This is a genomic window from Sulfurospirillum sp. E15m (assembly GCF_059415145.1).
Genome location: NZ_JCAHZS010000003.1, coordinates 131587 through 155342 on the forward strand (window position 1 = coordinate 131587; position 23756 = coordinate 155342).

The window sequence follows — 23756 nt, forward strand, 5'->3', positions numbered from 1 at the left end:
TTGAACAATTATATAACTACTTAAGGTTTAATTCAGTGTACTAGTTTTGATTTTTTAATGCAATTTTCAGACATAGATGCTAGACTTGTACAGTTTTCATACAAAATGTATTAAAAAAGCACTAAGGTAGATGTAATGTACGACAATGCCATTGATAAAATAGTTGCTATTTATAACCGCTCTGGTCTTAGTATTTCCAAGTTTGCTGCTATCATCAATAAAGACCGCCGAACGCTCACTGCTTGGATTGATAGACTGGTCACCAAAGAGCCTTCAAACGAAGTCAAAGTCGCAATCTCTAAGTTCTTTCGTTACCCTGCTAGTATTTGGGAAGAGGAGTGCAATGGGGTTGATTTTGAGGATATGCTAGAGCATGTTCCCAAAGAAGAGATACGCATTATCGACCAAGGGTATGAAGGCGGGCTTCGTTACATTTTAGACAAAGAGGCGCAAGACCGTTTTGTGATTCACCCGCAATTTCCAGGACCTGCGTATCGCGATAAGATTGTTCCTACGCCTTATAAAAGAGTTATTTCAGCCGAAGCGGTTGAGCTTAAAAAACTGCGCTATGAGCAGATTTCAAACTATGCCTTTGAATCCACCGAGTGGTACTCCATTGAATCGCTGCTTCGTTTTGCTTTTTCACACATCGGCAATTTTTACACCAAGAGTGAAAAGATACAAATCTTAGAGTTGATGCACGACACCTTTTACGACAACTACAACAAAAGCCTCTATTTTTTTGATTCGCACTCCACGAAAATCTACGGTATGGACACGGCCTACATCTCCATTAACGTAAAAGAGAATTTTATGTTTTTTAAAATGCCTATTGACTCATTGATTGTTGAAATTCGCAATAAAAAGTTGATTTACCGAATGCACCGTTATTTTACTTCTGCTTCTCAAGCGCCACATCATGTCAATCGAGAAGACGCCGCTAAGATTCTTCGTATTATTAAAGGTGCGATTGTCTCCGATAAATCTTTGATTGATTGCTATTATGACATCGAAAAACAGACACCGCACGGAGCTTTGTTTCTCAACAATATTTCTCCCTTTGAGCCACGCAGCGAACATTCGTAAGCTTTTACATGTAAAGAAAGTGTAAAGGAAAAGTCAATCCTTTATTGACACTGTTATCCTAAGATTTCAGTATCAATAAAGGAGAAAACGATGAACAAAATACTCGGATGTGTCTTTGTAACGCTTTCATTGCTAAATGCGCAAGAGTTTAATGCACCGATGAAAGCATATATGAATGAGTTAGGTGCAGAAGCAAAAGCGCAAAATCCAAATTTCAGCGGCTTTGATGCGAAGCGAGGAGAAAATCTTTTTGTTTCAAAGCATACGGGAAAAAAAGGCAGTGAAATAAGCTGTACGACATGCCACACCACCAATCTTAAGCAAAATGGGCAAAATGTCAATACCAATAAAACCATCACGGCACTTGCCCCTTCGGTGAATGCCACACGACTTACAGATGTCAGTGAAGTACAAAAATGGCTGAGACGCAATTTTAATGATGTGTTTGCACGCGAAGGCACTGCGCTTGAAAAAGGCGATGTTTTAACCTATATCATCACACAATAAGGAGAGGGCGATGAAAAAAATTTTATGCATATGGACAATTTTGTTAGGAACTCTTTTTGCGGGAAATGTTGCATCCGCAAACGATGCATTGTATCAAAAAGAGTGTGCCAGTTGTCATTTTGGGTATCAACCCGCACTCCTTTCAAAAACATCATGGCAAAATGTTATGGCGCATTTAAACGACCATTTTGGAACCGATGCCTCGTTAAACCCTAAAGAGCACGATGCTATTTTGGCGTATCTGCTTCAAAATGCAGGTGGAAGCAAACTCGCACGTGACAACACCTCCATGCGGATTACGCAATCCCCTAAGTTTATAAGGGAGCACCGTGAAATACCGACACGGTTGATCACACAAAAAGAGGTGGGTTCACTTTCTAATTGCAGTGCATGCCATACGCTTGCTATAGAAGGCAATTACTCAGAACGAGCGATTAAAATTCCAAATTACGGGAGATGGGAATGAAAAAGATTTTAGTCTGGAGCATCTACACCAGAGTCTTTCATGTACTCGCTATGGTGATGATGTTAGGAGCGTATCTTAGTAGCGGTGAAGATAAATGGCTGAGTGTTCATGCCAGTTTTGGTTATGCCATGGGAGCGCTGTTTTTAGGAAGAGTTTTGTGGGGATTTTTAGATATTCCGTATTCAAAATTTAAAGATTTTAATTTTAGTTTTGTTGAATTAAAAGCGTATGCCCTCAATGTGTTTGGAAGTAAAAAACAGTATCTTGGGCACAATCCTGCTTCAAGTTATGCCATCATCGGCATGATGGTGCTTTTGTTACTGAGTATTATCTCGGGTGCTTTGGCGTATGGGGTTCAAGAAGGCATGGGGATAGCTTCTTTTTTAAACCACACCGTATTTGCAAAAATGAAAATTTTTAAAGAAGTCCATGAGTTTTTTTCCAATGCGTTGGTTTTCCTCATTGCGGCACATATCGCAGGAGCCTTACTTGACCGTTTATTGCACTCAAAACTCATTTTGCGTTCTATGGTTGATGGGTATAAAGAAGGAGAAGGGAAAAGCGTTCAGCTCAGTTTGGTTCAAAAAGCATTTGGCATTGTGTGGTTGGGCTTAGCGATGTTTGCACTTGTCTATCTTTTAGCATCTCCAAAGTCCGTTTTGCTGGCCGATAATAACCCAAGGGTGGACTATGCCACCCTTCATCCCGCTTTTGCAAAAGAGTGCGGCAGTTGTCATATGCTCTATCCTCCGCATCTTTTGCCAAAGGCTTCATGGGATAGCATGATGAGCTCACTTGAAAATCATTTTGGGGACGATGCCTCCTTAGATGCGAAGACTACGCAATCGATTAAAACGTTTTTAGATGAAAATAGTGCGGAACACTCTACCAAGGAAGCGGCTGTTTATATGCTTGCAAGATTGAAAAATGGTACAATGCCCGAAAGCATTACACAAACACAATTTTGGAAAAAAAGACATCAAGGAATTGAAAAAGTGGCGTTAAATGACCCAAAAATCGGCAAAATTTCTAACTGTAAAGCCTGTCATCCTTATATTGAGCAAGGCTCAATTAACGATAGAGATATCAAAGGCTAATGATGAAATGGTTGATGATTCTTTGGTTGCTTTTGGGAGTAGCGTATGCAAGTGAGCACGATAAAAAAGAGCATCATTTAAGTAAAGACCTCTCTTATTTAGAACTGAGTGAAACCCAACAAGAGAGTGCAAAACGTATTATTAAAACATACCGACATGATTTAAAGCAGTATCGTGACTTTAAAGAAACGGTTGAAAAACAAAAAGAACAGCTTTTTAGCGCCAATACTCTGAATGAAGAGGCGCTTTTGGCATTGCAAACATCGATTTATCAAAAAGCCAATGCCGTTGAAAATCGCTTTTTATTACAAATGTACCAGCTCCTTACACCCAAACAGCGTGAGAAATTTGCGCATAATCTTGAAGAGTGGGAAGTCGAATGAGTGACAAAATTTTGCTGATAGAAGATGACTTAGAAATGCAATCTCTTATCAAAGAGTATTTGGGCAATTACGATTTTGACGTGACCTGTTTTGATAAGCCCAAAGAGGCTCTTATCCACCTCAAAGCGCATCCTAGCGAGTACAGCGTGATTGTCCTAGACTTGATGCTTCCTCAAATGGATGGTTTTGATGTGTGTAAAATGATACGTTCCATTAATGAAGAGGTGTATATCATCATCTCTTCTGCCCGCAATGAACTGAGCGATAAAATTTTAGGTTATGGCGTGGGCGCGGATGATTATCTCTCCAAGCCATATGAACCGCGTGAACTTGTCCTCAAAATCAGCTCCATCCTTCGTCGCCATATGCATTCGAAAAAAAAGGTCGGTGATTTTGAAATTGATGAAGAGAAAATGGAGATTTATTTAGAAGGGTATCGGTTAGATTTAACGAAAATCGAGTTTGATATTTTGCTGCTTTTTCTCAATAATGTCGGTAAAGTTTTTTCCCGTGAAGTTTTATTTAATGCTATTAACGGCATCGGCTATAACACGAAAGACCGCACGGTGGATATGCACATCAGTAACCTGCGCGCAAAACTAGGGGACGACTCTAAAACACCAAAATACATCAAATCCGTTTGGGGTATTGGGTATAAGATGGTAGGCTAATATGTCTATTTTTACAAAACTGTTTCTTCTGTTTCTTGCGAGTTTTGCTTTGATGTTTTTTGTAGCCAAAGAGACCAATCAACTTACCCAAGCGAAGATGGAATCGTTACTGAAAGAGAAATACCTTCAAGCCTCTAATGAACTCTTTAAAGACCTCGCAAACAACGATGAGGCAAGCCTTGCTAAAAAAGTACAAGCGCTGGGATTTGAAATGGTCTCTAATGCCAATAACGTTGAAAATGAAATCGTTGTTTATGAGCAAAAGAGCTCTTTTGGCGCAATCAAAATTGTCAAAGACAGTCATGATGAAACGATGCTTATCATGACTTACTTAGATGAAGTCATTCGTGTTAAAGCGAAAGACCAAGCAGAGTATTTAGAAGATCATAACAAAGTAGGGTATCTTATTTATGCGGATATCGCTGTTTTAGTGATGATTTTTTTGATGATCACTAAACTACTGTTTCCTTTGAAAAAAATGACGCACATATTACAACGCTTTGGCGAGGGCGATTTACATGTAAGAATGTCACCCGAAGGCTCCAATGAGCTTGGCAAACTGGTCGATACCTTTAATGCTATGGCTTCCAACATTGAAGCATTGGTGCATTCGCGCCAGCAATTGCTTCGCGATATCGGTCATGAATTGCGAACCCCCCTTGCCAAATCAAAATTGGCTCTGGAAATGATGCCACACAATGCACATCAAAAATTGCTTCAAAAAGCCATTTGCCAAATTGATATGCTGACCAATGAATTGTTGCAGATTGAGCGTATTAATGCCAATATGGAAGAGCTCAATGTGCAGCATTTCAATGTTGAAACACTGATTTCTGAGGCTTTGAGCAAGCTCATGATTGAGGATGAACGTTTAGTAGATATTGCTATCAACGAAAATTTCAGCATAGAGGGCGATTTAAATTATTTGGCGATAGCGCTTAAGAATTTGATTGATAACGCGCTCAAGTACACAACGCGCTCTCCCATTCGAATTGAAGTGTCCAAAAATGTTTTACATGTAAAAAGTTATGGCAAGGCGTTAGAGCACTCTTTAGCGTATTATTGTGAGCCTTTTGCGCAAGGAGATAATACACGCAATACGCAAGGTTTTGGTTTGGGATTAAATATCGTTCAGAAGATTTTAACCAAACAGCAGTTTAAATTAACGCTTAGTTATGATGAGGGTTACAACACGTTTAGCATTTTTTTTAAATGATTTTTACTTCGTTTTTTGTGCTTTTTTTCACTTCATACATCGCTAAATCGGCATCTTTTAGGATGTCGTTGATGGTTTTATTTTCATCGACAAAGAGCGTACCGCCGATGCTTGCTGTGCAGATGTAGTCGTAATCGTTGAGTGCAAAAGGCTCATCAAGAACATTTAAAAGTTTATAGCCAATATGGGTTAATTTTGCGTGTGCCTCTTCTTCATCGTTACCCAATTTGGTGACTAAAACGACAAATTCGTCCCCTCCAAAACGCGAAATCGTATCGCAAAGGCGCAAGGTTTTGTTGAGACGTGACGCAACTTGTTGTAAAAGCAAATCGCCGTATTCATGTCCTTTGGTATCATTGAGCGTTTTAAAATTATCCAAATCAATATACAAAAGACCACAATATTCATGTGTTCTTTTTGTCGCTGCAATGGTGTATGCCAAATGATCAAGCAGCAATTTTCGATTGGGAAGTTCGGTGAGTGAATCGTAATACGCTAAATGTTCAATCATCTCTTTTGTTCTTTTTTCATCGGTGACATCACGAAAAATGAGCACGGAACCAATTGCTTTATTGTCTTGTAAAAAAGGGGTTAGATTGATATGGACAATCACATGTTCGCCGCTTTTCTTGCTAAAAATTTCTTCCCCAATATAGTGTTTTTCAAGTGTCATATTTTTTAAAATGGGACAGACATAAAGAGGGTCTGCTGTGTTGTGAACATGAATAAGTTGATGCGCGTTTTGTCCTATCATCTCTTTTTCATGGTACCCAAGCAAGGACAACCCCGCTTGGTTAATAAATTTAATCGTACCATCGGCATGTAAGAGCATGATACCATTGGCTGAGCTTGTCACAATGGTTTCAAACTGCATTTTTTCAACCCAAAGGCGTTTTCGCTGTACTAAGAGGAGATAAACGCCTATCCATAATAGGCTTATGGCAAAAAAACCTACACAATAGACATAAAAATATTTTGTAGTGATTTCTATCAGTTCTGGTAATTCTCCATACGTCGTAACATAGCCTGCTAAGGTATTGTCAATAGTAAAGATGGGATGAAAATTAACGCAATAGCCTTGAACATCATCAATGACAGGGAGTGAAAAGTTTTGACCACGTGCGAGTAATTCTTCTACATGATAATTCTTTTTAATCAGCGCATCTAAACGAGCAATCAATGAGGACTCAAGTGCTTGGGCACTCAGCATAGATATTTTAGGGTTCTCAATGGTATATAAATCCGACAGCGTTGATGGAACAAAATGTTCTTGGTGTTGTTCAAAGGCTATGTTGGTTGTGACATCTTTTTTGAGCAGTAAAATATAGTATTTGCACGTCAATAATTTTGAAAGTTCCAAAACGATGCGTTCATATGAAAGCGATAATTCGACGGTTCCTAAAAAGAGTTGATTATCCATAATAGGATAGACATAACGAAATCCAGGATATACACGCCCACCTTCAAATCCAGAGACAAATTTATGTTCTGTTGCTGCTTTTTTTATCGTTGGTCGCACATCAAAAAGTGAATCGCCATTTTCCGTAGGTTGATAAAATCGTAAAAAACTTTCACCTTTATCGGTATGAAAATGCAACTGGCGAATGCCATGTTTGAGAAGTTCATGTTGATAAATCGGATACAACAATCGGTACAGTTTGCCTCGTAAAAGCGTTCTTTCTTCTTCATTGGCTTTTGGGGCTTTTTTTAAAATCTCAAGGACGGCAGGTTGCATCATGACATATTTAAAATAATTTTCAATGGAAACTTGATACATCGAGCTGACAGCTTTATACGAAGATTCGAGGCTTTTATTTTTACTGCCTAAGAGTATCTCTATCTCATGTTCTTTTTGGCTAGACGCGTTAGTAAAAAAGATAAAATAGGTGAAACAAACGGCAATAAATGTTATCCAAAAATGCTTCATTAAAAGTTACCTTTTTGAGGAATTTCACTCAACTTTTTAATATCAAGACGCAAGTAATCTTCTTTACGTGCATCACTCATTCCATGTGAAATAGATGTCCCCCACGTGCTATACACAGAAGAAGGGGCAGACAATAATGCTTGTTTGATGGCATTTATTTGTTCAGGCGATACCGTTTGAGTGTTGATAACCAGCGCAAATCCCGGGACAAAATCAGAGTATGCAAAGATGCGTAATCCTAACGAATAATACTCCTGCGCAAGGCTCTCTTTCATACCACCAAGTAAATAATCGCCCCTAATCACAGAAAGGGCTACTTCATCGTGGCTATTGACATAACGGTACTGTACCTTTTTTAAGGGTAAATGCAAAGAAGAGTTGAGCAGTATATCGCTCATAAAGTATCCACAGGTTGAGAGCGGTTGTGTTAAAGAAACCGTAATGGTTTTGGGTTTGCTCGCATCAATGGTATCTTCTGGAAATTTGATTAAAACGCAACGATAATTTGGTTTTCCATTTTTTTCATTAAAAGAGACAAGCGGCAAAGCATCTGGAAATTCTTCCATTAAAATGCGCAAAGGTAAAGGTCCTAAATAGGCAATATCAATCTTGTTTTGTACAAACGCTTCAATGAGATGGTTATATTTTGATTCGTAACGAAACGTAATAGAAGTATGAAGCGTTTGCTCCAAATAACGAAGCATCGGCGAAAAATCTTCAAAAAGGTCTTCTTTATGAGAATAGGGAAGTGGCGCAAAAACCAAAGGTCTTGCTTCAAGAGGTATCAGTAAAAAGTATATCAAAAACAATATATGAGCTAAGCCACGCATAGTGTCTCACTTTTAACTTTTTTCTGTTACTAGATGATACAGTATGATAAATAAATAACAACTTTAAGAACATAGTACACAATTTTACTTAGCTTTGACTCCTAGTTCATTTACCTTGCAGCAATGTTCTTTTCAATAAAACTTAGATACAATAAAAGCTTATTACACAATCAAAAATAGTAAAAAGGAATAGGATGGTATTTGAAAAGCTAGGCTTAATGTCAGTCATTCAAAAAGCGGTTGATGAGCTAGGTTATGTCAAACCAACCCCAGTACAAACAAAAGTAATCCCTGCGGTACTAGAGGGAAAAGATGTGATGGCGACAGCCCAAACGGGTACCGGTAAAACAGCAGCGTACGCACTACCGCTTTTGCATCTCTTGACAAAGCGAACCCAAAAAGCAACACCTTCAAAAGTCGTTCGTTCATTAATTCTTGTACCAACGCGTGAATTAGCGTCTCAAGTATGGCAAAGCATGCAAGCCTATGGAAAATATACCGAACTCAGTAGCGTTGCGATTTATGGTGGTGTGAAGTTTACACCGCAAGTGAAAAAATTAGAAAAAGGCGTGGATATTTTAATTGCAACACCCGGGCGTTTGTTGGAGCATGTGAAGCTCAATAATGTGGACCTTTCGCGTGTTGAAATGTTGATTTTTGATGAGGCGGATCGCATTTTAGATATGGGCTTTTGGGATGAAGTGGAAATGCTGTTATCTTTACTTGGTAAAAAACGTCAAACCCTACTTTTTTCTGTCAGCATGTCAAAACAACTCAAGCGTTTATCTGAGATGAGTTTGAAAAAACCGATTAAAATTGACATCAACAATCAAGGCGATTTTGCTAAAAAAGTAGAACAAAAAATCTATCTTGTCGATGCCGAGCGCAAGTGTGAACTTCTTTCTTTTATGATTGGCTCTCAAAATTGGCATCAAGTGTTAGTCTTTACCAAAACCAAACAAAGTGCGGATGAGGTTGGAAAATACCTCGAAGAGAGCGGTTTAAAAACGCTTGTCTTGCATGGCGATAAAGCCCACTCTAAACGTACACAAGCCATTGTGGCATTTAAAGAGAATAAAATTCGTGTTCTGGTTGCCACAGACATTGCTTCTCGTGGACTTGACATTGAAGATTTGCCGCATGTTATTAACTATGAACTTCCAGGCGATGCAGAAGATTATATGCATCGAGCAGGACGTACAGGGCGTGCAGGCAAAGAAGGTATGGCGATTTCTTTAGTCTCCCAAGACGAAAAACCGAAACTCAAAGAGATTGAAAAGATTTTAAAATACGCTATCAAAGCAGATTTTTATCCGGGGTTTGAAACAAAAGTTTGGTTGGAAAAAGAGTCGAAAAAACATACGATTAAAGCAAAGATTGAGCGTGAAAAAGCCAATAAACGCCCTATAGGACTCAAGAAAAAACGCGAAGAGATTAAAGCGGCAAAAGCCAAAAAAGCGAAACAAGCTCCAAGTTGTGGCATTGGTGCTAAAAACTGTAAAGTCAAGTAAAAAATTTTGATAGATAAAAAAGGTTTGGAAATGATTGAGATGCAAAAATTGCACTATTTTAAAGATTTTATCGAAAAAGAGGAAAGTCCTCTGGGTAAAAATCTTTATATGATGGTCCTTGCCATTGAAGCGTATTATGAGTTTGTCGCAGAAGTTTTGATTCCAAGTTCATCACGCAGTATGACACAGTTTAAATTGCTTGAAGAGCTACGAGCGTTAAAGATTGTCAGTGAGAGCGAATTTGTCATTATGAATGAGACACGAAAGCTTAAAAACGACCTTGCCCATCGTTTGGATTATCAAGTGAATATGACCAATGTTTTTGATTTTTGCAACAACTGTAATGTCAAAGATAAAATCGTGCCTAACGATAAAGACAATCAAGAAGAACTGAACTATGCTCTGCTAGATGGACTACTTAAAAGCTATAAAGTGATTGATTTAAAACTATACTCCAAGGTGCGAAAAGAGCTTGAAAAGGTACATGGAGTAGGGGCGTGAAATTTAAAGTAACGGGAAAACAGCATATTTCTAAAAACTGTTTGGTGTGTGGCGTACAAAATCCTTTTGGATTAAAAACGAAGTTTTATGAACTGGAAAACAAAGAGATTGTGGCATATTTTACGCCGCATACGTATCTGCAAAGTTACCCGGGCATCTTGCATGGCGGTATTTCCGCAACGATTTTGGATGAAACGATTGGCAGGGCGATTATGGCGCATTACGGTCAAGAGAGTTTTGGCGTGACGATAGAACTGAACCTCAAATACAAAAAGCCCGTTCCTTTGGATGTTGAACTCAAGGTTATCGGACGCATTGTGAGCGATAAAGGGCGCATTTTTGAAGGTACGGGTGAGCTCATTTTACCTAATGGTGACGTCGCCGTTACCGCGTCAGGTCGCTATATGAAACGTAATGTAAATCAAATCGTCGAAAACGATTTTATCGCAGATGAGTGGTTTCCTAGTGATGGTATTGATAAAGACGAGATAGACCTTTAAGTGACTGAGCCGTACCGCATTCTTCAAAGTGTCTTTGGACACCACCATTTTAGAGCGTATCAAGAAGAGGCTGTTAATGCTATCTTAGCGCACAAAGATATTATGATGATCTTGCCCACAGGGGCTGGAAAGTCACTTTGCTATCAGCTTCCCTCACTCGTGATGGAAGGACTGAGCGTGGTAATTTCACCGCTTTTAGCCTTGATGCATGACCAAATCACCGCACTTTCTACCTTTGGTATCAAAGCTTCGATGATTTCTTCCATGCAAACTCCCCACGAAATCCAAGAGACGATGCAAGCGTGCCAAAAAGGTGAGATTAAACTGTTATACGTTGCCCCTGAGCGCTTAAAAGGTGAGTCCTTTTTACACTTTTTGCAAACCCTTCCGATTAATTTTTTTGTGATTGATGAAGCACATTGTGTGAGTGAGTGGGGGCATGAGTTTAGGGAAGATTACCGACAACTTTTTCGTCTTAAACTTTACTTTCCTCAAACACCCATTGCCGCGTTTACCGCGACAGCGACGAAGATCGTTGAGCACGATATTTTGCATCAGCTCAGCCTCTCAAATCCTCTCATCATTCGTGCCAAAGTAGAACGTGATAATCTCACTATCAACGCGGATTATCGCAACGCCAACGGGCGCGATCAGCTTCTCTCTTTTTTGAGTGCGTTTGAAAATGAAAGCGGCATCATTTACACCTTAAGTCGCAAAGAGACGGAAAGTTTGGCGCAGTTTTTAAGCACACGCAATATCCTCGCACGTGCGTATCATGCGGGACTTCCGACTGAAGAGAAAAATGAGACGTTTCGCGCTTTTTTAAACGATGAAATTCAGGTCGTTGTGGCAACCATTGCCTTTGGAATGGGCATCGATAAGAGCAATATTCGTTTTGTGGTACATATGTCTCTGCCTAAAACCATCGAGAACTATTACCAAGAGATCGGGCGCGCAGGGCGTGATGGCTTGCCGTCTTCGACCCTGCTACTTTTTTCCAACTCGGACATCGTGGGGCACAAGCGTCGCATCGGCGAACAGCCCGCTTCAAAGTACCAAACAGTTGCGTATGAAAAGCTCGAAGCAATGGCAAAATTTGCCTCATCGCAAGTGTGTAGACATCAACAAATCGCAGCCTATTTTGACGATACGATTCTTATATGTAAAACGCGGTGCGACAACTGCATCGATGGTGAAAAGCAGAGTGTGGACATTTCGCATGAAGCGTTAAAACTTCTCTCAAGCATCTACCGAACGGGGCAGCGTTTTGGACTGCAATATGTGGTTGATGTTTTAATGGGTGCTACTAGTGAAAAGATCGAGCAAAACGGACACCAAAGCCTTTCTGTTTTTGGCATCGGCAACGATAAAACCAAAGCGCAGTGGCTCAGCATCGGCGATCGATTGATGGAGCTAGGTGCGCTCAATGTGGGCGAATACCGCGTAGTGAGTTTGAGTGAATATGGCGCTCAAATCATCAAAGAGCGTTTAAGTGTCAGCATTCATGCAAAACGTTTGGAAGAGCGTCAAAAAGTCAAAAAAGCCAAAAAGGTTGTGTTGGGTACGTTTGAGCTCTCCATTTTTGAGAAGTTACGCGCGTTGCGATCCGAAATTGCGAAAGAAAATAGCATTCCTCCGTATGTCGTCTTTAGCGATAAAACCCTTAAAGAGATGGCAGAAAAATTGCCGCTGGATAAAGAGGCGATGTTAGAGATCAGTGGGATTGGTGAAGTGAAGTTTGAGCGCTATGGCGAAGCGTTTTTAGAGCTGTGTGCAAAGCTTTCGTAAGTTTTACATGTAAAGAAAAAATGTGCAATAGGGTACAATACACTTTTACATGTAAAGGATAAAAATGAGCGCAGGACAGATTCGCAGTAACATCCACAAAGGTGTGAAAGTGCAGATCGTTTTAAAAGAAGACCAACGCAGTGGCAAACTAACAGAAGGTGTCGTGAAAGACATTTTAACCAATTCCGCCAACCATCCTCACGGCATTAAAGTGCGTTTGGAGAGTGGCGAAGTAGGGCGCGTCAAAGAGATTATTCTCTAAAAATTGACATGATGTACCTCTTTCAAAAAATGAAACGCGTATTTCTTGGAATACTTTTTTTTAACACGCTTCTTTTTGCTACGGAATCCTCTGTGTTTCTAACCTCTCAACAGATCTATAATACAATGAAGCGTTCTTCGTACGAACATAAGCGTTTTGTTGATGAAATAAACGGTACTTATAATGTGGATTGCTCCTCTTTTATCGGTTTTGTTATTGAAAAAGTCTCCCCAAAAGCCAATGCAATTTTACCCATCGATGCTCCTCATAAGCGAGCACTTGCTAAAAATTTTTATGAATTTTTACATGCGTTAAGTGCATCGGAAGTCAAAGATGGATGGATGGGCATTGGTCGGATTGTTGATTTGGACAAAGGCGATATTATCGCATGGAAGTATGACCCATCGCTTCATAAAACCGATACCGGGCATGTGGTAATGGTCTATGAAAAACCTATTTTTGAAGCCGATGGACGCTATAAAATTCGTATCATGGATTCGAGTAAAGGAAAACATGCTAATGACAGTCGTGATGAAACACGTACGGGGATTGGCATTGGTACGATGTGGTTTCGTGTGGATGAACACGGTGTTCCTAATGGACTGTATTGGTCTGATAAAAGTAAAAAAATCAGTGAACATGCAATCGCTATGGGGCGTGTGGTTACGCCATAAAATGTTTTACATGTAAATCTTTTAAGATTATTCTAGCATATGGAGTCTATCGTATAAATCCAATGGTTTTTGCGTAAAACCCACAATCGCATCGTTTTTGGTTTGTTGAGAAGAAAAATGCATAAGACTTTGTTGAATCTGCTTTAGTAACGTTGGATTGAGCTTTGAAGAAGCAAGCATGACATCCAGTGGTATCTCTTCGCTGATAGCAATAATACGAATCTTCTTTTGCTCATCTTTGGATAAATTATAATACGCTCCACTTGCCACAGCGCCTGCATCAATCGATTTTTCTAAGAGAGCCTGCAATACTTTTGTATGCTTTTTGAGCATAAACGTTTTGCTAAAATCATGCGAAGAGTCGATACCGCTTTGTTTCAGTAAAAAATGTGGGTACAAATACCCAGAAGTAGATCCAACATCGGTAAAGCCAAACACTTTTCCTTTTAAATCACTGAGCGTGCGAATAGAACTCTCTCGTCGTGCCACAATGAGTCCATGGTAAGAACTCTCTTTTTGAGCGTTTTCGTTGAGCATCTCCAGTGTCGCTAGGTAGTGTACATTGATTTTTTTCTGTCGTAATGAAGCAAAAAGTTTAGGAGAGACAGAGGCAATATCAACGGAACCATTCTCAATCAAATTTGTAAGATGGTCATAATCTTTAGAAATAACAAAGATGATCTCTTTATGCAATGATGTTTCCAAATACGCAATCAATTCACTATAAAGTGCGCGAAGCTCTTCAGGATTTCGATAAGGATTGACACCAAATACCAGTTTATCTTGAGCAAAAAGTGGTGCGGTACATAGCCATATTAAAAGGACTATTATCGTTTTAATCTTCATGAAACACTTTGTTCCTTCCACTGTTTTTTGCTTTGTATAACGCTGTATCTGCTCGATGTAAAAGGGTATTTGACGTATCTTGTGCGCGGTAGGTTGCGACACCAAGGCTAATTGTCACAGCATGTGGATAGGTTTCAAATGTGAGTGTAGCGATTTTTTCACGCAACTCTTCCGCTAGCACGAGAGCACCTTGCAAAGGCGTTTCGGGTAAGATAAGTAAAAACTCTTCTCCACCCCAACGTCCTACAATATCACTGCCTCGCATCGCCTGATGCATGGTCTGCGATAGTTGCACTAAAACACGGTCTCCAATTTCATGCCCATAGGTATCGTTGATGGTTTTAAAACGGTCAATGTCGAGCATGATAATTGAAAATTGAAGCCCTCTGTTGGCCTCTTTGAGTTTATGCTCCAAAGACTCTTCAAGTTTGCGCCTATTGGCAAGAGATGTGAGTTGGTCGGTAGTGCTGAGTTTTTCAAGTGCCTCTTGGGTATCGGCTATTTTTTGACTCATTTTAAACAAGGCTTCCGCAATTTTTTTAACTTCAGGCGCGGTACGGTCATGAATCACTTTTTGCGTTCGTGTGATAACATCTTTGATGGTGATGTGGTTTTCATAAAAATTTATTAGTAATTGGGTTAAGTCTTCATAATCTCTGAGATGTTTGAGTAAGATAAAATGTAAAGCGATGAAGAGCACCACAAACGCTAGAGCGATACCGAGTAAAAAATGGGTGCGGGCTTGTTCTAGGGCACTGAGCTCTTCTTCGGATGTGAGCCCTATACGAAATGTGGCTTCTTGTTCTCCAACGGTTTGAAGACTGACTTGCAAAGAAGAAGCATTAAAGAGTCTTCTGCCGTTGGTGGTTGAAAGGTTTTGATACGCTGAATGATAGGTAATGCTCATATTGGTGCCTATAACCATTTTATCCAAAAGCTGATGGTCAATGGCAATCGCAACGCTAATCACGCCAATGGGCTTTTCGCCGTACTGCTTAATACGTGCGGCATACACCAAACACTCTTGCTTATCAATGGTATCAATCCCTAAAAATGTATCGTTATTGAGTGCTTGTTGAAAATAAAGTGTTTTGGAAACATCATCACCAAAGCGATATTCTGCTTCGCCTCTGCTGATGATAATACCGTTTAAATCCATAAAATGGATTTTATCACTGGCTGAAGTTAAAAAGAGTTTTCCCCAGTTGAACAACAAATCGGTGTCATTACTGATAACGCCCGTTGTTACTTCTTGAGAGTTCATTAAAATATGGGCTGTTTTTTGTAAATTTTGAATCATCTCTTCAAAGCGTGCTTGAACCATCTCTGTTTGAATGAGCGTTTTATGGTCAAATGCTTTGCGCTGAGTGAGGTAAAGGGATTGGATTTGGTAGATGCCAAAAATAAAAATAGCCACAAGTTGAATGATGGTTAGTGTGAGGATTTTATTATACAGTTTCATTGATGATGCGCGTGTAGTATCTGTCTAAAATTTTCATAAAATGCTTCATCTTTTTTTACAAATCCGGCGCTATTCCATCCTAAATGGTCTACTAGAGCTTGATTTGATGGAGACTTTAACGGTATGTCTTCTAGGAGTGAAGTTATTTTTTTGCATTCGCTTTCTGAGATTGTGTCGGTTGCGATGATGACATCGAGGGGAATGGGCTGTGAGGTGGCAACAACATTGAAAATATCACCGTATTTTGCAAGCCCGTTATAATATGTTCCATCGGACATCGCACCTATATCAATGGAGTGATTGATGAGCGCTTCGATGACTTTATCGTGCTTTTTAAGAAAAAAGACTTTTTTGAAAAACGTGTATGGCTCAATATGGTTATCTTCAAAAATCATCATAGGATATGCATACCCAGAGGTCGAGTCTTTATCGGTAAAGGCAAAATTTGTCTCTTTTGCTTCTTGAAGGGACTGAATATGAGATGTTTTTAATGAGACGATAAATGCTTGATAATAAGACGTTATCTTCCCTGATTTTGAAACTTCTTGGTAGGTAACAAGGTAATGAAGGGAAGGGATTTGTTCTTTAATCAGCACGTAATTTTTGGTATTAATCCATGCAAAATCAACACTTTTTTCTTTAATGCGCTGTGTCAGTTCGTCATAGTCTTTAGTGACAATCAGTTTGAAGGTATCGCCACTTTTTTCATGCAAATAATTCATTAAAGGAGTTAAGGCTTGAATGATTTTGGAAGGGTTATTGGATGGATACATCGCAAAAATATACTCATGTGCTCCAAGGCTTGTCCAGATAAAAAAACAAAGAAGACTTAATTTTAGAAGCATCTATTTCTCATTAGTGAATATTATAATGATTGTAACATATTTTGGTTACACCTTTTTTTATAAATGTCTATTTTTTAAGTCTTGCATCAATGGGTTGGTTTAAAGTGGAGGTGTTATAATGAAAAAATATACTTCAATGTGCGAGGTTAAACAATGAATGAAATTATCCATCAAGAGTGGTTTATTATCTATGGTATTCCTCTACTCATTGCGCTTGCAAGGGTGTGCGATGTCAGCATTGGGACATTGCGTATTATTTTTATTGCCAAAGGTTTTAGGCTTTGGGCGCCGATTCTTGGCTTTTTTGAAGTCAGCATTTGGTTGGCGGCAATTACGCAAGTTATGGCAAATCTTACCAATGCAACCAATTTTATCGCATATGCACTCGGGTTTTCTTTGGGGAATTACCTTGGAATGTATATTGAAAACCGTTTGGCGATTGGCATGGTGGTTGTACGTATTATCACGAAGCGTGATTCTCAAGCGTTGGTTTCAGCTCTAAGAACGTTAGGATACAGTGTAACGGTTGCGGATGCAGAAGGCAATACCGGTGCTGTGAATATCGTTTTCACGCTGATTAAACGCTCTAACATTAAAATTATTACACCGATTATTTTACATTACAATCCCCAAGCAGTCTATTCGATTGAGGATGTCAGGCATGTGAGTGACGCAACATTTCCAACAGAAATTTCACGACGTTCACGTTTTAGCCAGTTATTTCGAGGTATGAGAAAATAAGACAGAAACCCTAAAACAGGCAGGTCTTAGGGCTTTTACATGTAAAAGTTTAGCGTACAAAATTGGTCATAATTTTTGCTTCTTTAATCGGTGGAATGATGTTTTGCTCTTTCGCCGATTGCACCATTTTAAGTGTCCACGCCATATTCTTTCCCAACACTCTTGCTATTTGAATACCTTCTAAATCTTCATGCACTTCACCCGGAACTCTTCCGTGCGCAACATTCCAATAGTTTGTGGTCGGCATAATCATCTCAGCATAAGTGAGGTAGTGGTTCATCGCATCAAAGGTACTCACACCGCCTGAGCGTCTAACAGCGACGATACTTGCGCCCACTTTATGACGGAATAGATTGCCATTGGCAGAGGAGACATAAAAAGCTCGGTCTAAGAACGACTTCATTGTTCCTGCAATGCCAGCCCAGTGAACAGGCGTTCCAAGAATGATACCATCGGCTTCTTTCATTTTTTGGATGCATACATTGACGTATTCGTCATCTTTGGCTACACAGCGTTCATCTTGATTTTTTGCACAGCCGCCACAGCCAAAACAGCCGCGAATCGTTTTGTTGCCAACATGCAACACTTCCATTTCAATGCCTTCATGGGCTAATTCTTGCGCAATCGTATCAATTAACTGTGCCGTGTTTCCATTGTTTTTTGGGCTACCATTGATGGCGACAACTTTCATTTTTTATTTCTCCTCTATATTTTGGTACTTAATTGATTGAATTGTAACATGAGTCTCAATAAAACCGATAGATAATTCATAGATATTTATTGCCTAATGCTGTACAATTCTCTTTTACATGTAAAGGATTGTTTATGCATTTTGAGACAGAGCGTACCACATTGATTCAACGATTAGAAGCACTGATGACACACGATGGTGTCACGCAGACAGAGATTCCAGGACTTAGTCTTTCACGCATTTCTCAATCATCTGATTTTACCTGTTCTATTTATGAGCCTTCGGTTTGTTTTATTGCGCGTGGTGCAAAGCAGGTTAATCTTGCCGACCAACTTTACACGTATGATGCAACGTCGTATCTCATTTCATCGGTGCATTTACCTCTCAATGGCAAGATTTTAGATGCCAATGAGACGTCACCGTATTTAGCGGTCAAACTGACATTTAATCTTGATGAAATTATGGAAGCGGTCAGAGATATGAACACTTCTTTCCAACCAACATGCACGACAAAATGTGAGTGTGCATTGGTAATGGGAAGAATGGATGAAGCTTTATTTGATGCCTTGATTCGCTTAATCTCGCTTCTTCACACTCCCAAAATGATTCCCACACTCGCCCCTTTAATTACCAAAGAGATTTTATACCGTCTTTTGGACCATCATCCTCATATGTTTATCAAACAGTTTGCAACGATGGGAAGTTACGCTCATCGTATTATGCAAGCGATTCATCAAATCAACACGCATTTTGAAGAGCCTTTACGTATTTCGCATATGGCACATAGCCTTGGTATGAGTAACTCTTTATTTCACAGACATTTTAAAAAAGTAACAGCCCTTACACCCATACAATACCAAAAAAAAGTGCGCCTTCAAATGGCACGAAGACTCCTTTTAAGCCAACATGTTGATGCGGCAACCGCTTCATTCCAAGTTGGTTACGCTAGCCCTTCACAATTTAGTAGAGAGTACACGCGTATGTTTGGCTTACCTCCTAGAACCGATACTAAACACGCAACAGAGCACATGGAAATTTAAAGAGAAATCTCTTTATAGTGAACGTTTGGATTCGTTTTACATGTAAAGCATACCTGATACTTTACTCTGATTTTCATCGCTTCTTTTGAACACACATTTGATGATATTATTGTGATAATTTAAAATATAACGCGTTTGCAACATTGCACTGTTATGATTTTCTCATGGAAACACACAAAGGAGTTTATCATGAGTATTTCAAAACAGCTTTTAATGATGCTTGCCATCGCAATCCTTGCCACAGGTGTTATCTTTGGTATCAGTTTTCTAAAAATGGACAAAGTCTTTGAAGAGACAAATTACAGCAATGTCAATTCTCTGCCTAGTGTATTAGCGTTGAATGATGCTATGCGCAATGCCTATACATTAAGACTTGATATATGGGAACATATCTCTCAATCTGAAGCAAAAGAGTGGGATAGAGTCGAAAAAAACATTGAAAAAGCCAATATCGCACTCAAAGCAAGTTTAAAACAGTATGAACTGCTCCTTTCTGATGACAAAGACAGAGAACTTTTCAAAAAAGACAACGAAGCACTGGATAAATATTCTGTTCTTTTAAAAAACTTAATCAGTTTGTCACGTGAAAAAAAACAAGCAGAAGTAAATGCCATGGTAAGTGCCAATAAAGAGGTCATTTTAAACTTAACACAGACATTAGCAGAGCATATGCAGTATAACGCAGAGCTTGCGAAAAAAGGGGCAGATAACGCCATCAGCGAAAAAAACAGTGCGACAATCATTATGGTTTTGGTCTCTTTGGCGTCTGTGATGGTACTCCTTGTGATAGGCTTTTCGATTCGACGCAATATCATTCAAGGTGTGCATATTATCCGCGATAGTATGGGCGCATTTGTCCAAAATAAAGCACTTAATTTTAGAATCAATTACGACAAAAAGAATGAGCTAAAAGATATCTCCGATAGTTTTAACGCTTTAGTGACCACGTTGGAGCAGACCATCGTTGATGCCAAAAACTCTTCAAGCGAAAATGCTTCCGTATCGCATGAACTCAGTTCGACCAGTATGCAAATAGGGCGCAACGCAGAAAAAAGTACGTCTATCGTTGAGACGACTATTCAAGAGATTGCCACGATTAAAAGCTTTGTGCAAGAGACAGCAACACTTTCTGAAGAGATGAAGCAAAGCATCACCAATGCAGGTCAAAAACTTGATAATGCGAAAAATGAAGTTATTAGGCTTCGTAATGAAGTAGGCCTTGCCAGTGAAGCAGAAACAGCTTTAGCTTCGAAGTTGGAGCAGATGAGCCATGATGCGGAACAAGTCAAACAGATATTAATCGTTATCTCTGATATCGCCGACCAAACGAATCTTTTAGCACTTAATGCTGCTATCGAAGCGGCTCGTGCAGGCGAACATGGGCGTGGTTTTGCCGTTGTTGCCGATGAAGTACGCAAACTCGCTGAGCGTACACAAACATCACTGACTGAGATTAACGCGACGATTAATATTATCGTGCAATCTATTGTGGACTCTTCCGAGCAAATGGGTAAAAATGCCAAAAATATTCAGCGACTTTCTGATGTTTCAACGGGTGTTGAAGAGACGATACTAGGAACATCAAGTGTGATGCAAGAGAGCGTGACTTCAGTAACCACCAGTGCTGAAAATTCGATTCGCATTGCGAGTGATACCGATAGAATTATCACAATGGTGAATAATATTAACACACTGACCAGTGAAAATGCCAGAAGTGTTGAAGAAATCGCTTCTGCAGCAGACCACCTCTCTAAATTGGCTGAAAACCTTAATAGTAAACTGAACCAGTTTAAATCGTAACTGCGCTAATACTCCTCTAACTCCGCGTTTGCTGAGGAGATAACGTGAAAACGTTCTCTCCTCCTACAATCCAAGTACCGTAAAGGCTAAAGAGAGCATCACAACACCGATAAGCACTTCAAGAATTTTCCATGAAAGGGGCTTTTGGAAAAGAGGCGTTAAAATCCTTGCGCCATAGCCTAGACTAAAGAAAAACGTAAAAGAAGCACTCATCGCGCCGAGTCCAAATAGCGGTGCTAGGTTGCCAAATTTCGTCGAAACAGAACCCAATAAAATGACGGTGTCTAGATAAACATGGGGATTAAGCCATGTAAATGCTAACGTCAGAAGAATGGTTTTTTTCAAAGAAGTGGTAAGTTGCGTTGAAGGGTTTAGCTCATGCGTCATACTCCACGCAGAGTAAAAACTCTTGAGCCCATACACCAATAAAAAGGCAAATCCTCCGTATTTTGCAATGGTTTGCAAAGATGGAAACTGCTCTATTAGATACCCAAAGCCTGAAACCCCTGCAAAAATCAAAACAGCATCGGAAAGGGCACACACTAAGCAGATGATAAAGACATGCTCTTTTTTTATACCTTGTTTTAGTACAAAAGCATTTTGTGCCCCAATGGCTAAAATCAGCGAAAACCCTAAACTAAAACCGGAAATAAAAGCATTCATAAAAGTTCTTTCTACTAAAAATAAGTGGTTATGGTAACACAAAAGAAACCTGAATGCAATTTTTCGGTATTTTTTACATGTAAATCTTTTGATGTCACAGTGATGGTGGCGATTAAATGACAATAATTATAGATGCTTTTAGTTATTTAACAGTAGTTTAACACAGTGCCTTTATACTCTTTCCCTTAAATAAAGGGAGGTTGTATGAATAAGATTGTAGGATTGTCTTTGGTCGTATCGACGTTTTTAATGGCAGAAACGATTGATTTGGGTGCTATTACGGTTGTGGGTGAAACGCTTACAAAAGAGGTGAATGATATTCGTGGTGAAGAGCTAAAATCAGCAGACCTTGCCGATGCACTTTCTCGCAATAGTTCGTCTATCACGATGATTCGAGGCAGTGGTGTTGCAAATGATATTATCTTACGCGGGCAAAAAAGAGATAATATCAATGTCTTGATGGATGAAGCTAAGATTTATGGCGGCTGCCCAAATCGTATGGACCCTGCTATCACGCATATCAACTCTGACAATATCGAAAATGTCAAAATTGTTGAAGGCCCTTACGATGTGGAACATTTTGGAACACTGAGCGGTTTGGTCGTGGCGGAGACAAAAAGCCCAAGTAAAGAACTCAATGCCGATGTAAACCTTGGTATGGGAAGTTACGGCTATAAAAAAGCCAGTGCCAGTGCGGGTGGCGGAAATGAGTATGTGCGTGTTCTCTTTAGCGCTTCAACCGAAGAGAGCGACCAGTACAAAGATGGCAATGGCAATACCCTTGCCGAGCAAGTTTTACTCAATGACCCTACGAAAAGATATATTAATCCAGACTTGAAAGCGTATGAGAAAAAGACATTTATGGGCAAAGTGTTCATTAATCCTGTGGAAAATCAAGAGATTCGTTTAGGTTACACGCTCAACCGAAGTGACAATATTTTGTACCCTTCACGTACGATGGATGCAGATTATGATAACAGTGACATTTATACTTTTGGTTATAGTTTCTATGATTTAGGAACCTTCTCTAAAGAGTTAAGTTTGGAAGCGTATCGTTCTAAAGTTGATCATCCGATGTCCACGAAAGAGCGTGTAACTGGCTCTATGATGTACATGACTGCCAAAATGAATACTGAAATGGAAGGTGCAAAACTTAAAAATATCGTGGATGTAGGCGGCGGCGAACTGACATACGGCATAGATGTGAGCAAGCGAAATTGGGATGGCGAAAGCTATATGACATCGGTCGCGACAGGGGCGATTTCAAGTCAGATGGATTTAAAAACAATTCCTGATGTCGATACAACCAATAGAGCTTTGTTTGCGCAATACACCAAAAACATTGATAAATTTAATGTTCAAGTAGGCGCACGCTACGATGATACCACCATTAAAGCGCATCGTGTCGGACAAGCGATGGTTGAGCGTTATGAAAGCGACTACGATGCACTTTCTGCCAACACACTATTAACCTACAAAGCAAACGACAATGTGGATTATTTTATCGGATTTGGTAAAGCTTCACGTGTTCCTGACGCCAGAGAGTTATACCATCCGGCCAATTCGACAGGCATACTGGACCAAGTAACGAACTATGAGGCCGATGCAGGCTTTAAGACGCATTATGATGGCTTTGGCGTGAAAGGTAAAGTGTTTTACTCTTTGTTGAAAGATTATATCTACTATAACGCCAATGCTCTCAAGTACGTCAATGTCGATGCGGCGATTTATGGAGCGAGTTTAGATGCTTATTATGATATCAGCAGTACATTAACATTTAATTATGGAATGAGTTATCTAAGAGGCACTAAAGACGAACCACTCGCAGGCCAAAGCGATAAAGACTTAGCCGACATCGTGCCACTTCGCGCCGTTACCTCTTTAACGTATCACACCGGTGAGCACGCATTGAAAACAGAGATGGTGGCGGCAAAACGCTGGAGTGCCATCGACAGTGACAATGGTGAACAAGAACTTGCCGGATACGCTGTATTTAACGTCAAGTACAACTACCAAATTACCAAACACTTTGATGTGACCGTTGGTATGGACAATATCTTCGATAAAACCTATGCCGTTTCCAACACGTACAGAGATTTAACGCTGATTACAGGGGTTGATGGCGATTTGATGCTCATCAATGAACCAGGTCGCTACGCGTATATAAATCTACACTATGCGTTTTAATGCTTTTCGTCACTCATCGGTTAAAAGATGAGTGGCGGCTTTTAGTTGTAAAATTTTTACAT

General features: G+C 39.7%; 24 protein-coding genes. 17 read left to right on the forward strand and 7 right to left on the reverse strand.

Annotated features, from left to right (window positions below):
- Positions 1 to 135 precede the first annotated feature (135 nt).
- The 7 genes from AC5SLP_RS06200 (at position 136) to AC5SLP_RS06230 (ending at position 5426) form a co-directional block, all read left to right on the forward strand.
- Positions 136 to 1086 carry a hypothetical protein gene (locus tag AC5SLP_RS06200; RefSeq protein WP_495254284.1) on the forward strand — a complete coding sequence of 317 codons (951 nt, stop codon included), beginning with the start codon at positions 136 to 138 and terminating at the stop codon, positions 1084 to 1086.
- Between the two features lie 90 nt (positions 1087 to 1176).
- Entirely contained in the window at positions 1177 to 1593 is a 417-nt protein-coding gene (locus tag AC5SLP_RS06205) for a DUF1924 domain-containing protein (RefSeq protein WP_495254285.1), read from the forward strand.
- 10 nt (positions 1594 to 1603) lie between these two features.
- Positions 1604 to 2059: a diheme cytochrome c gene (locus AC5SLP_RS06210; RefSeq protein ID WP_495254286.1), complete on the forward strand. Its 456-nt coding sequence runs from the start codon at positions 1604 to 1606 to the stop codon at positions 2057 to 2059.
- The gene (locus AC5SLP_RS06215) at positions 2056 to 3156 is read left to right on the forward strand and encodes a cytochrome b/b6 domain-containing protein (RefSeq protein WP_495254287.1); all 1101 of its coding nucleotides are present in this window, start codon (positions 2056 to 2058) and stop codon (positions 3154 to 3156) included. Before AC5SLP_RS06210 ends, AC5SLP_RS06215 begins: the two co-directional genes overlap by 4 nt.
- A 2-nt stretch (positions 3157 to 3158) precedes the next feature.
- Positions 3159 to 3539 (forward strand): Spy/CpxP family protein refolding chaperone, encoded by a 381-nt coding sequence (locus AC5SLP_RS06220; RefSeq protein ID WP_495254288.1) that lies wholly within the window; start codon positions 3159 to 3161, stop codon positions 3537 to 3539.
- Positions 3536 to 4210 carry a response regulator transcription factor gene (locus AC5SLP_RS06225; protein WP_495254289.1) on the forward strand — a complete coding sequence of 225 codons (675 nt, stop codon included), beginning with the start codon at positions 3536 to 3538 and terminating at the stop codon, positions 4208 to 4210. Before AC5SLP_RS06220 ends, AC5SLP_RS06225 begins: the two co-directional genes overlap by 4 nt.
- Position 4211: 1 nt before the next feature.
- Complete coding sequence (locus AC5SLP_RS06230) at positions 4212 to 5426, forward strand: ArsS family sensor histidine kinase (protein ID WP_495254290.1); 1215 nt, start codon at positions 4212 to 4214, stop codon at positions 5424 to 5426.
- Here the strand turns inward: AC5SLP_RS06230 and AC5SLP_RS06235 are convergent.
- Positions 5419 to 7353: a diguanylate cyclase domain-containing protein gene (locus tag AC5SLP_RS06235; protein ID WP_495254291.1), complete on the reverse strand. Its 1935-nt coding sequence runs from the start codon at positions 7351 to 7353 to the stop codon at positions 5419 to 5421. The two genes, AC5SLP_RS06230 and AC5SLP_RS06235, sit on opposite strands and share 8 nt — an antisense overlap.
- Positions 7353 to 8183 (reverse strand): PhnD/SsuA/transferrin family substrate-binding protein, encoded by an 831-nt coding sequence (locus tag AC5SLP_RS06240; protein ID WP_495254292.1) that lies wholly within the window; start codon positions 8181 to 8183, stop codon positions 7353 to 7355. The genes AC5SLP_RS06235 and AC5SLP_RS06240 overlap by 1 nt, the downstream gene beginning before the upstream one ends.
- Positions 8184 to 8377: 194 nt before the next feature.
- On the opposite strand from AC5SLP_RS06240, the gene AC5SLP_RS06245 reads away from it, so the two are divergent.
- The 6 genes from AC5SLP_RS06245 (at position 8378) to AC5SLP_RS06270 (ending at position 13419) form a co-directional block, all read left to right on the forward strand.
- On the forward strand, positions 8378 to 9694 hold the full coding sequence (locus AC5SLP_RS06245; protein ID WP_495254293.1) for a DEAD/DEAH box helicase: 1317 nt from the start codon (positions 8378 to 8380) through the stop codon (positions 9692 to 9694).
- A gap of 30 nt (positions 9695 to 9724) precedes the next feature.
- Positions 9725 to 10195 carry a hypothetical protein gene (locus tag AC5SLP_RS06250; protein WP_495254294.1) on the forward strand — a complete coding sequence of 157 codons (471 nt, stop codon included), beginning with the start codon at positions 9725 to 9727 and terminating at the stop codon, positions 10193 to 10195.
- Positions 10192 to 10695, forward strand: a complete 504-nt coding sequence (locus AC5SLP_RS06255; RefSeq protein WP_495254295.1) for a PaaI family thioesterase — start codon at positions 10192 to 10194, stop codon at positions 10693 to 10695. Before AC5SLP_RS06250 ends, AC5SLP_RS06255 begins: the two co-directional genes overlap by 4 nt.
- Complete coding sequence (recQ, locus tag AC5SLP_RS06260) at positions 10696 to 12483, forward strand: DNA helicase RecQ (protein WP_495254296.1); 1788 nt, start codon at positions 10696 to 10698, stop codon at positions 12481 to 12483.
- Between the two features lie 64 nt (positions 12484 to 12547).
- Positions 12548 to 12745, forward strand: a complete 198-nt coding sequence (locus tag AC5SLP_RS06265) for a YwbE family protein (protein WP_495254297.1) — start codon at positions 12548 to 12550, stop codon at positions 12743 to 12745.
- A 125-nt stretch (positions 12746 to 12870) separates the two neighbouring features.
- Positions 12871 to 13419, forward strand: coding sequence for a hypothetical protein (locus tag AC5SLP_RS06270; protein ID WP_495254298.1), 549 nt, complete (start codon positions 12871 to 12873; stop codon positions 13417 to 13419).
- A 27-nt stretch (positions 13420 to 13446) separates the two neighbouring features.
- Here AC5SLP_RS06270 and AC5SLP_RS06275 read toward each other — a convergent pair whose 3' ends face one another.
- From AC5SLP_RS06275 to AC5SLP_RS06285, 3 genes are read right to left on the reverse strand one after another with little or no spacing between them, the layout of a single operon-like run.
- Complete coding sequence (locus AC5SLP_RS06275; protein WP_495254299.1) at positions 13447 to 14265, reverse strand: phosphate/phosphite/phosphonate ABC transporter substrate-binding protein; 819 nt, start codon at positions 14263 to 14265, stop codon at positions 13447 to 13449.
- On the reverse strand, positions 14255 to 15727 hold the full coding sequence (locus AC5SLP_RS06280; RefSeq protein WP_495254300.1) for a sensor domain-containing diguanylate cyclase: 1473 nt from the start codon (positions 15725 to 15727) through the stop codon (positions 14255 to 14257). Before AC5SLP_RS06280 ends, AC5SLP_RS06275 begins: the two co-directional genes overlap by 11 nt.
- Positions 15724 to 16572 carry a phosphate/phosphite/phosphonate ABC transporter substrate-binding protein gene (locus AC5SLP_RS06285; protein WP_495254301.1) on the reverse strand — a complete coding sequence of 283 codons (849 nt, stop codon included), beginning with the start codon at positions 16570 to 16572 and terminating at the stop codon, positions 15724 to 15726. Before AC5SLP_RS06285 ends, AC5SLP_RS06280 begins: the two co-directional genes overlap by 4 nt.
- Positions 16573 to 16725: 153 nt before the next feature.
- On the opposite strand from AC5SLP_RS06285, the gene AC5SLP_RS06290 reads away from it, so the two are divergent.
- Complete coding sequence (locus AC5SLP_RS06290) at positions 16726 to 17313, forward strand: DUF2179 domain-containing protein (RefSeq protein WP_495254302.1); 588 nt, start codon at positions 16726 to 16728, stop codon at positions 17311 to 17313.
- 49 nt (positions 17314 to 17362) lie between these two features.
- Here AC5SLP_RS06290 and AC5SLP_RS06295 read toward each other — a convergent pair whose 3' ends face one another.
- Entirely contained in the window at positions 17363 to 18004 is a 642-nt protein-coding gene (locus AC5SLP_RS06295) for a flavodoxin family protein (protein WP_495254303.1), read from the reverse strand.
- A gap of 134 nt (positions 18005 to 18138) precedes the next feature.
- On the opposite strand from AC5SLP_RS06295, the gene AC5SLP_RS06300 reads away from it, so the two are divergent.
- Both AC5SLP_RS06300 and AC5SLP_RS06305 read left to right on the forward strand, forming a co-directional pair.
- A complete protein-coding gene (locus tag AC5SLP_RS06300; protein WP_495254304.1) occupies positions 18139 to 19044 on the forward strand; it encodes an AraC family transcriptional regulator in 906 nt (301 codons plus the stop codon).
- 189 nt (positions 19045 to 19233) lie between these two features.
- Positions 19234 to 20844: a methyl-accepting chemotaxis protein gene (locus tag AC5SLP_RS06305; RefSeq protein WP_495254305.1), complete on the forward strand. Its 1611-nt coding sequence runs from the start codon at positions 19234 to 19236 to the stop codon at positions 20842 to 20844.
- Positions 20845 to 20907: 63 nt separating this feature from the next.
- Here the strand turns inward: AC5SLP_RS06305 and AC5SLP_RS06310 are convergent, their stop codons facing one another.
- Positions 20908 to 21507: a LysE/ArgO family amino acid transporter gene (locus AC5SLP_RS06310; protein ID WP_495254306.1), complete on the reverse strand. Its 600-nt coding sequence runs from the start codon at positions 21505 to 21507 to the stop codon at positions 20908 to 20910.
- A gap of 204 nt (positions 21508 to 21711) precedes the next feature.
- Here AC5SLP_RS06310 and AC5SLP_RS06315 point away from each other — a divergent pair, with 204 nt between their 5' ends.
- On the forward strand, positions 21712 to 23694 hold the full coding sequence (locus AC5SLP_RS06315) for a TonB-dependent receptor (protein WP_495254307.1): 1983 nt from the start codon (positions 21712 to 21714) through the stop codon (positions 23692 to 23694).
- Positions 23695 to 23756: the final 62 nt, after the last annotated feature.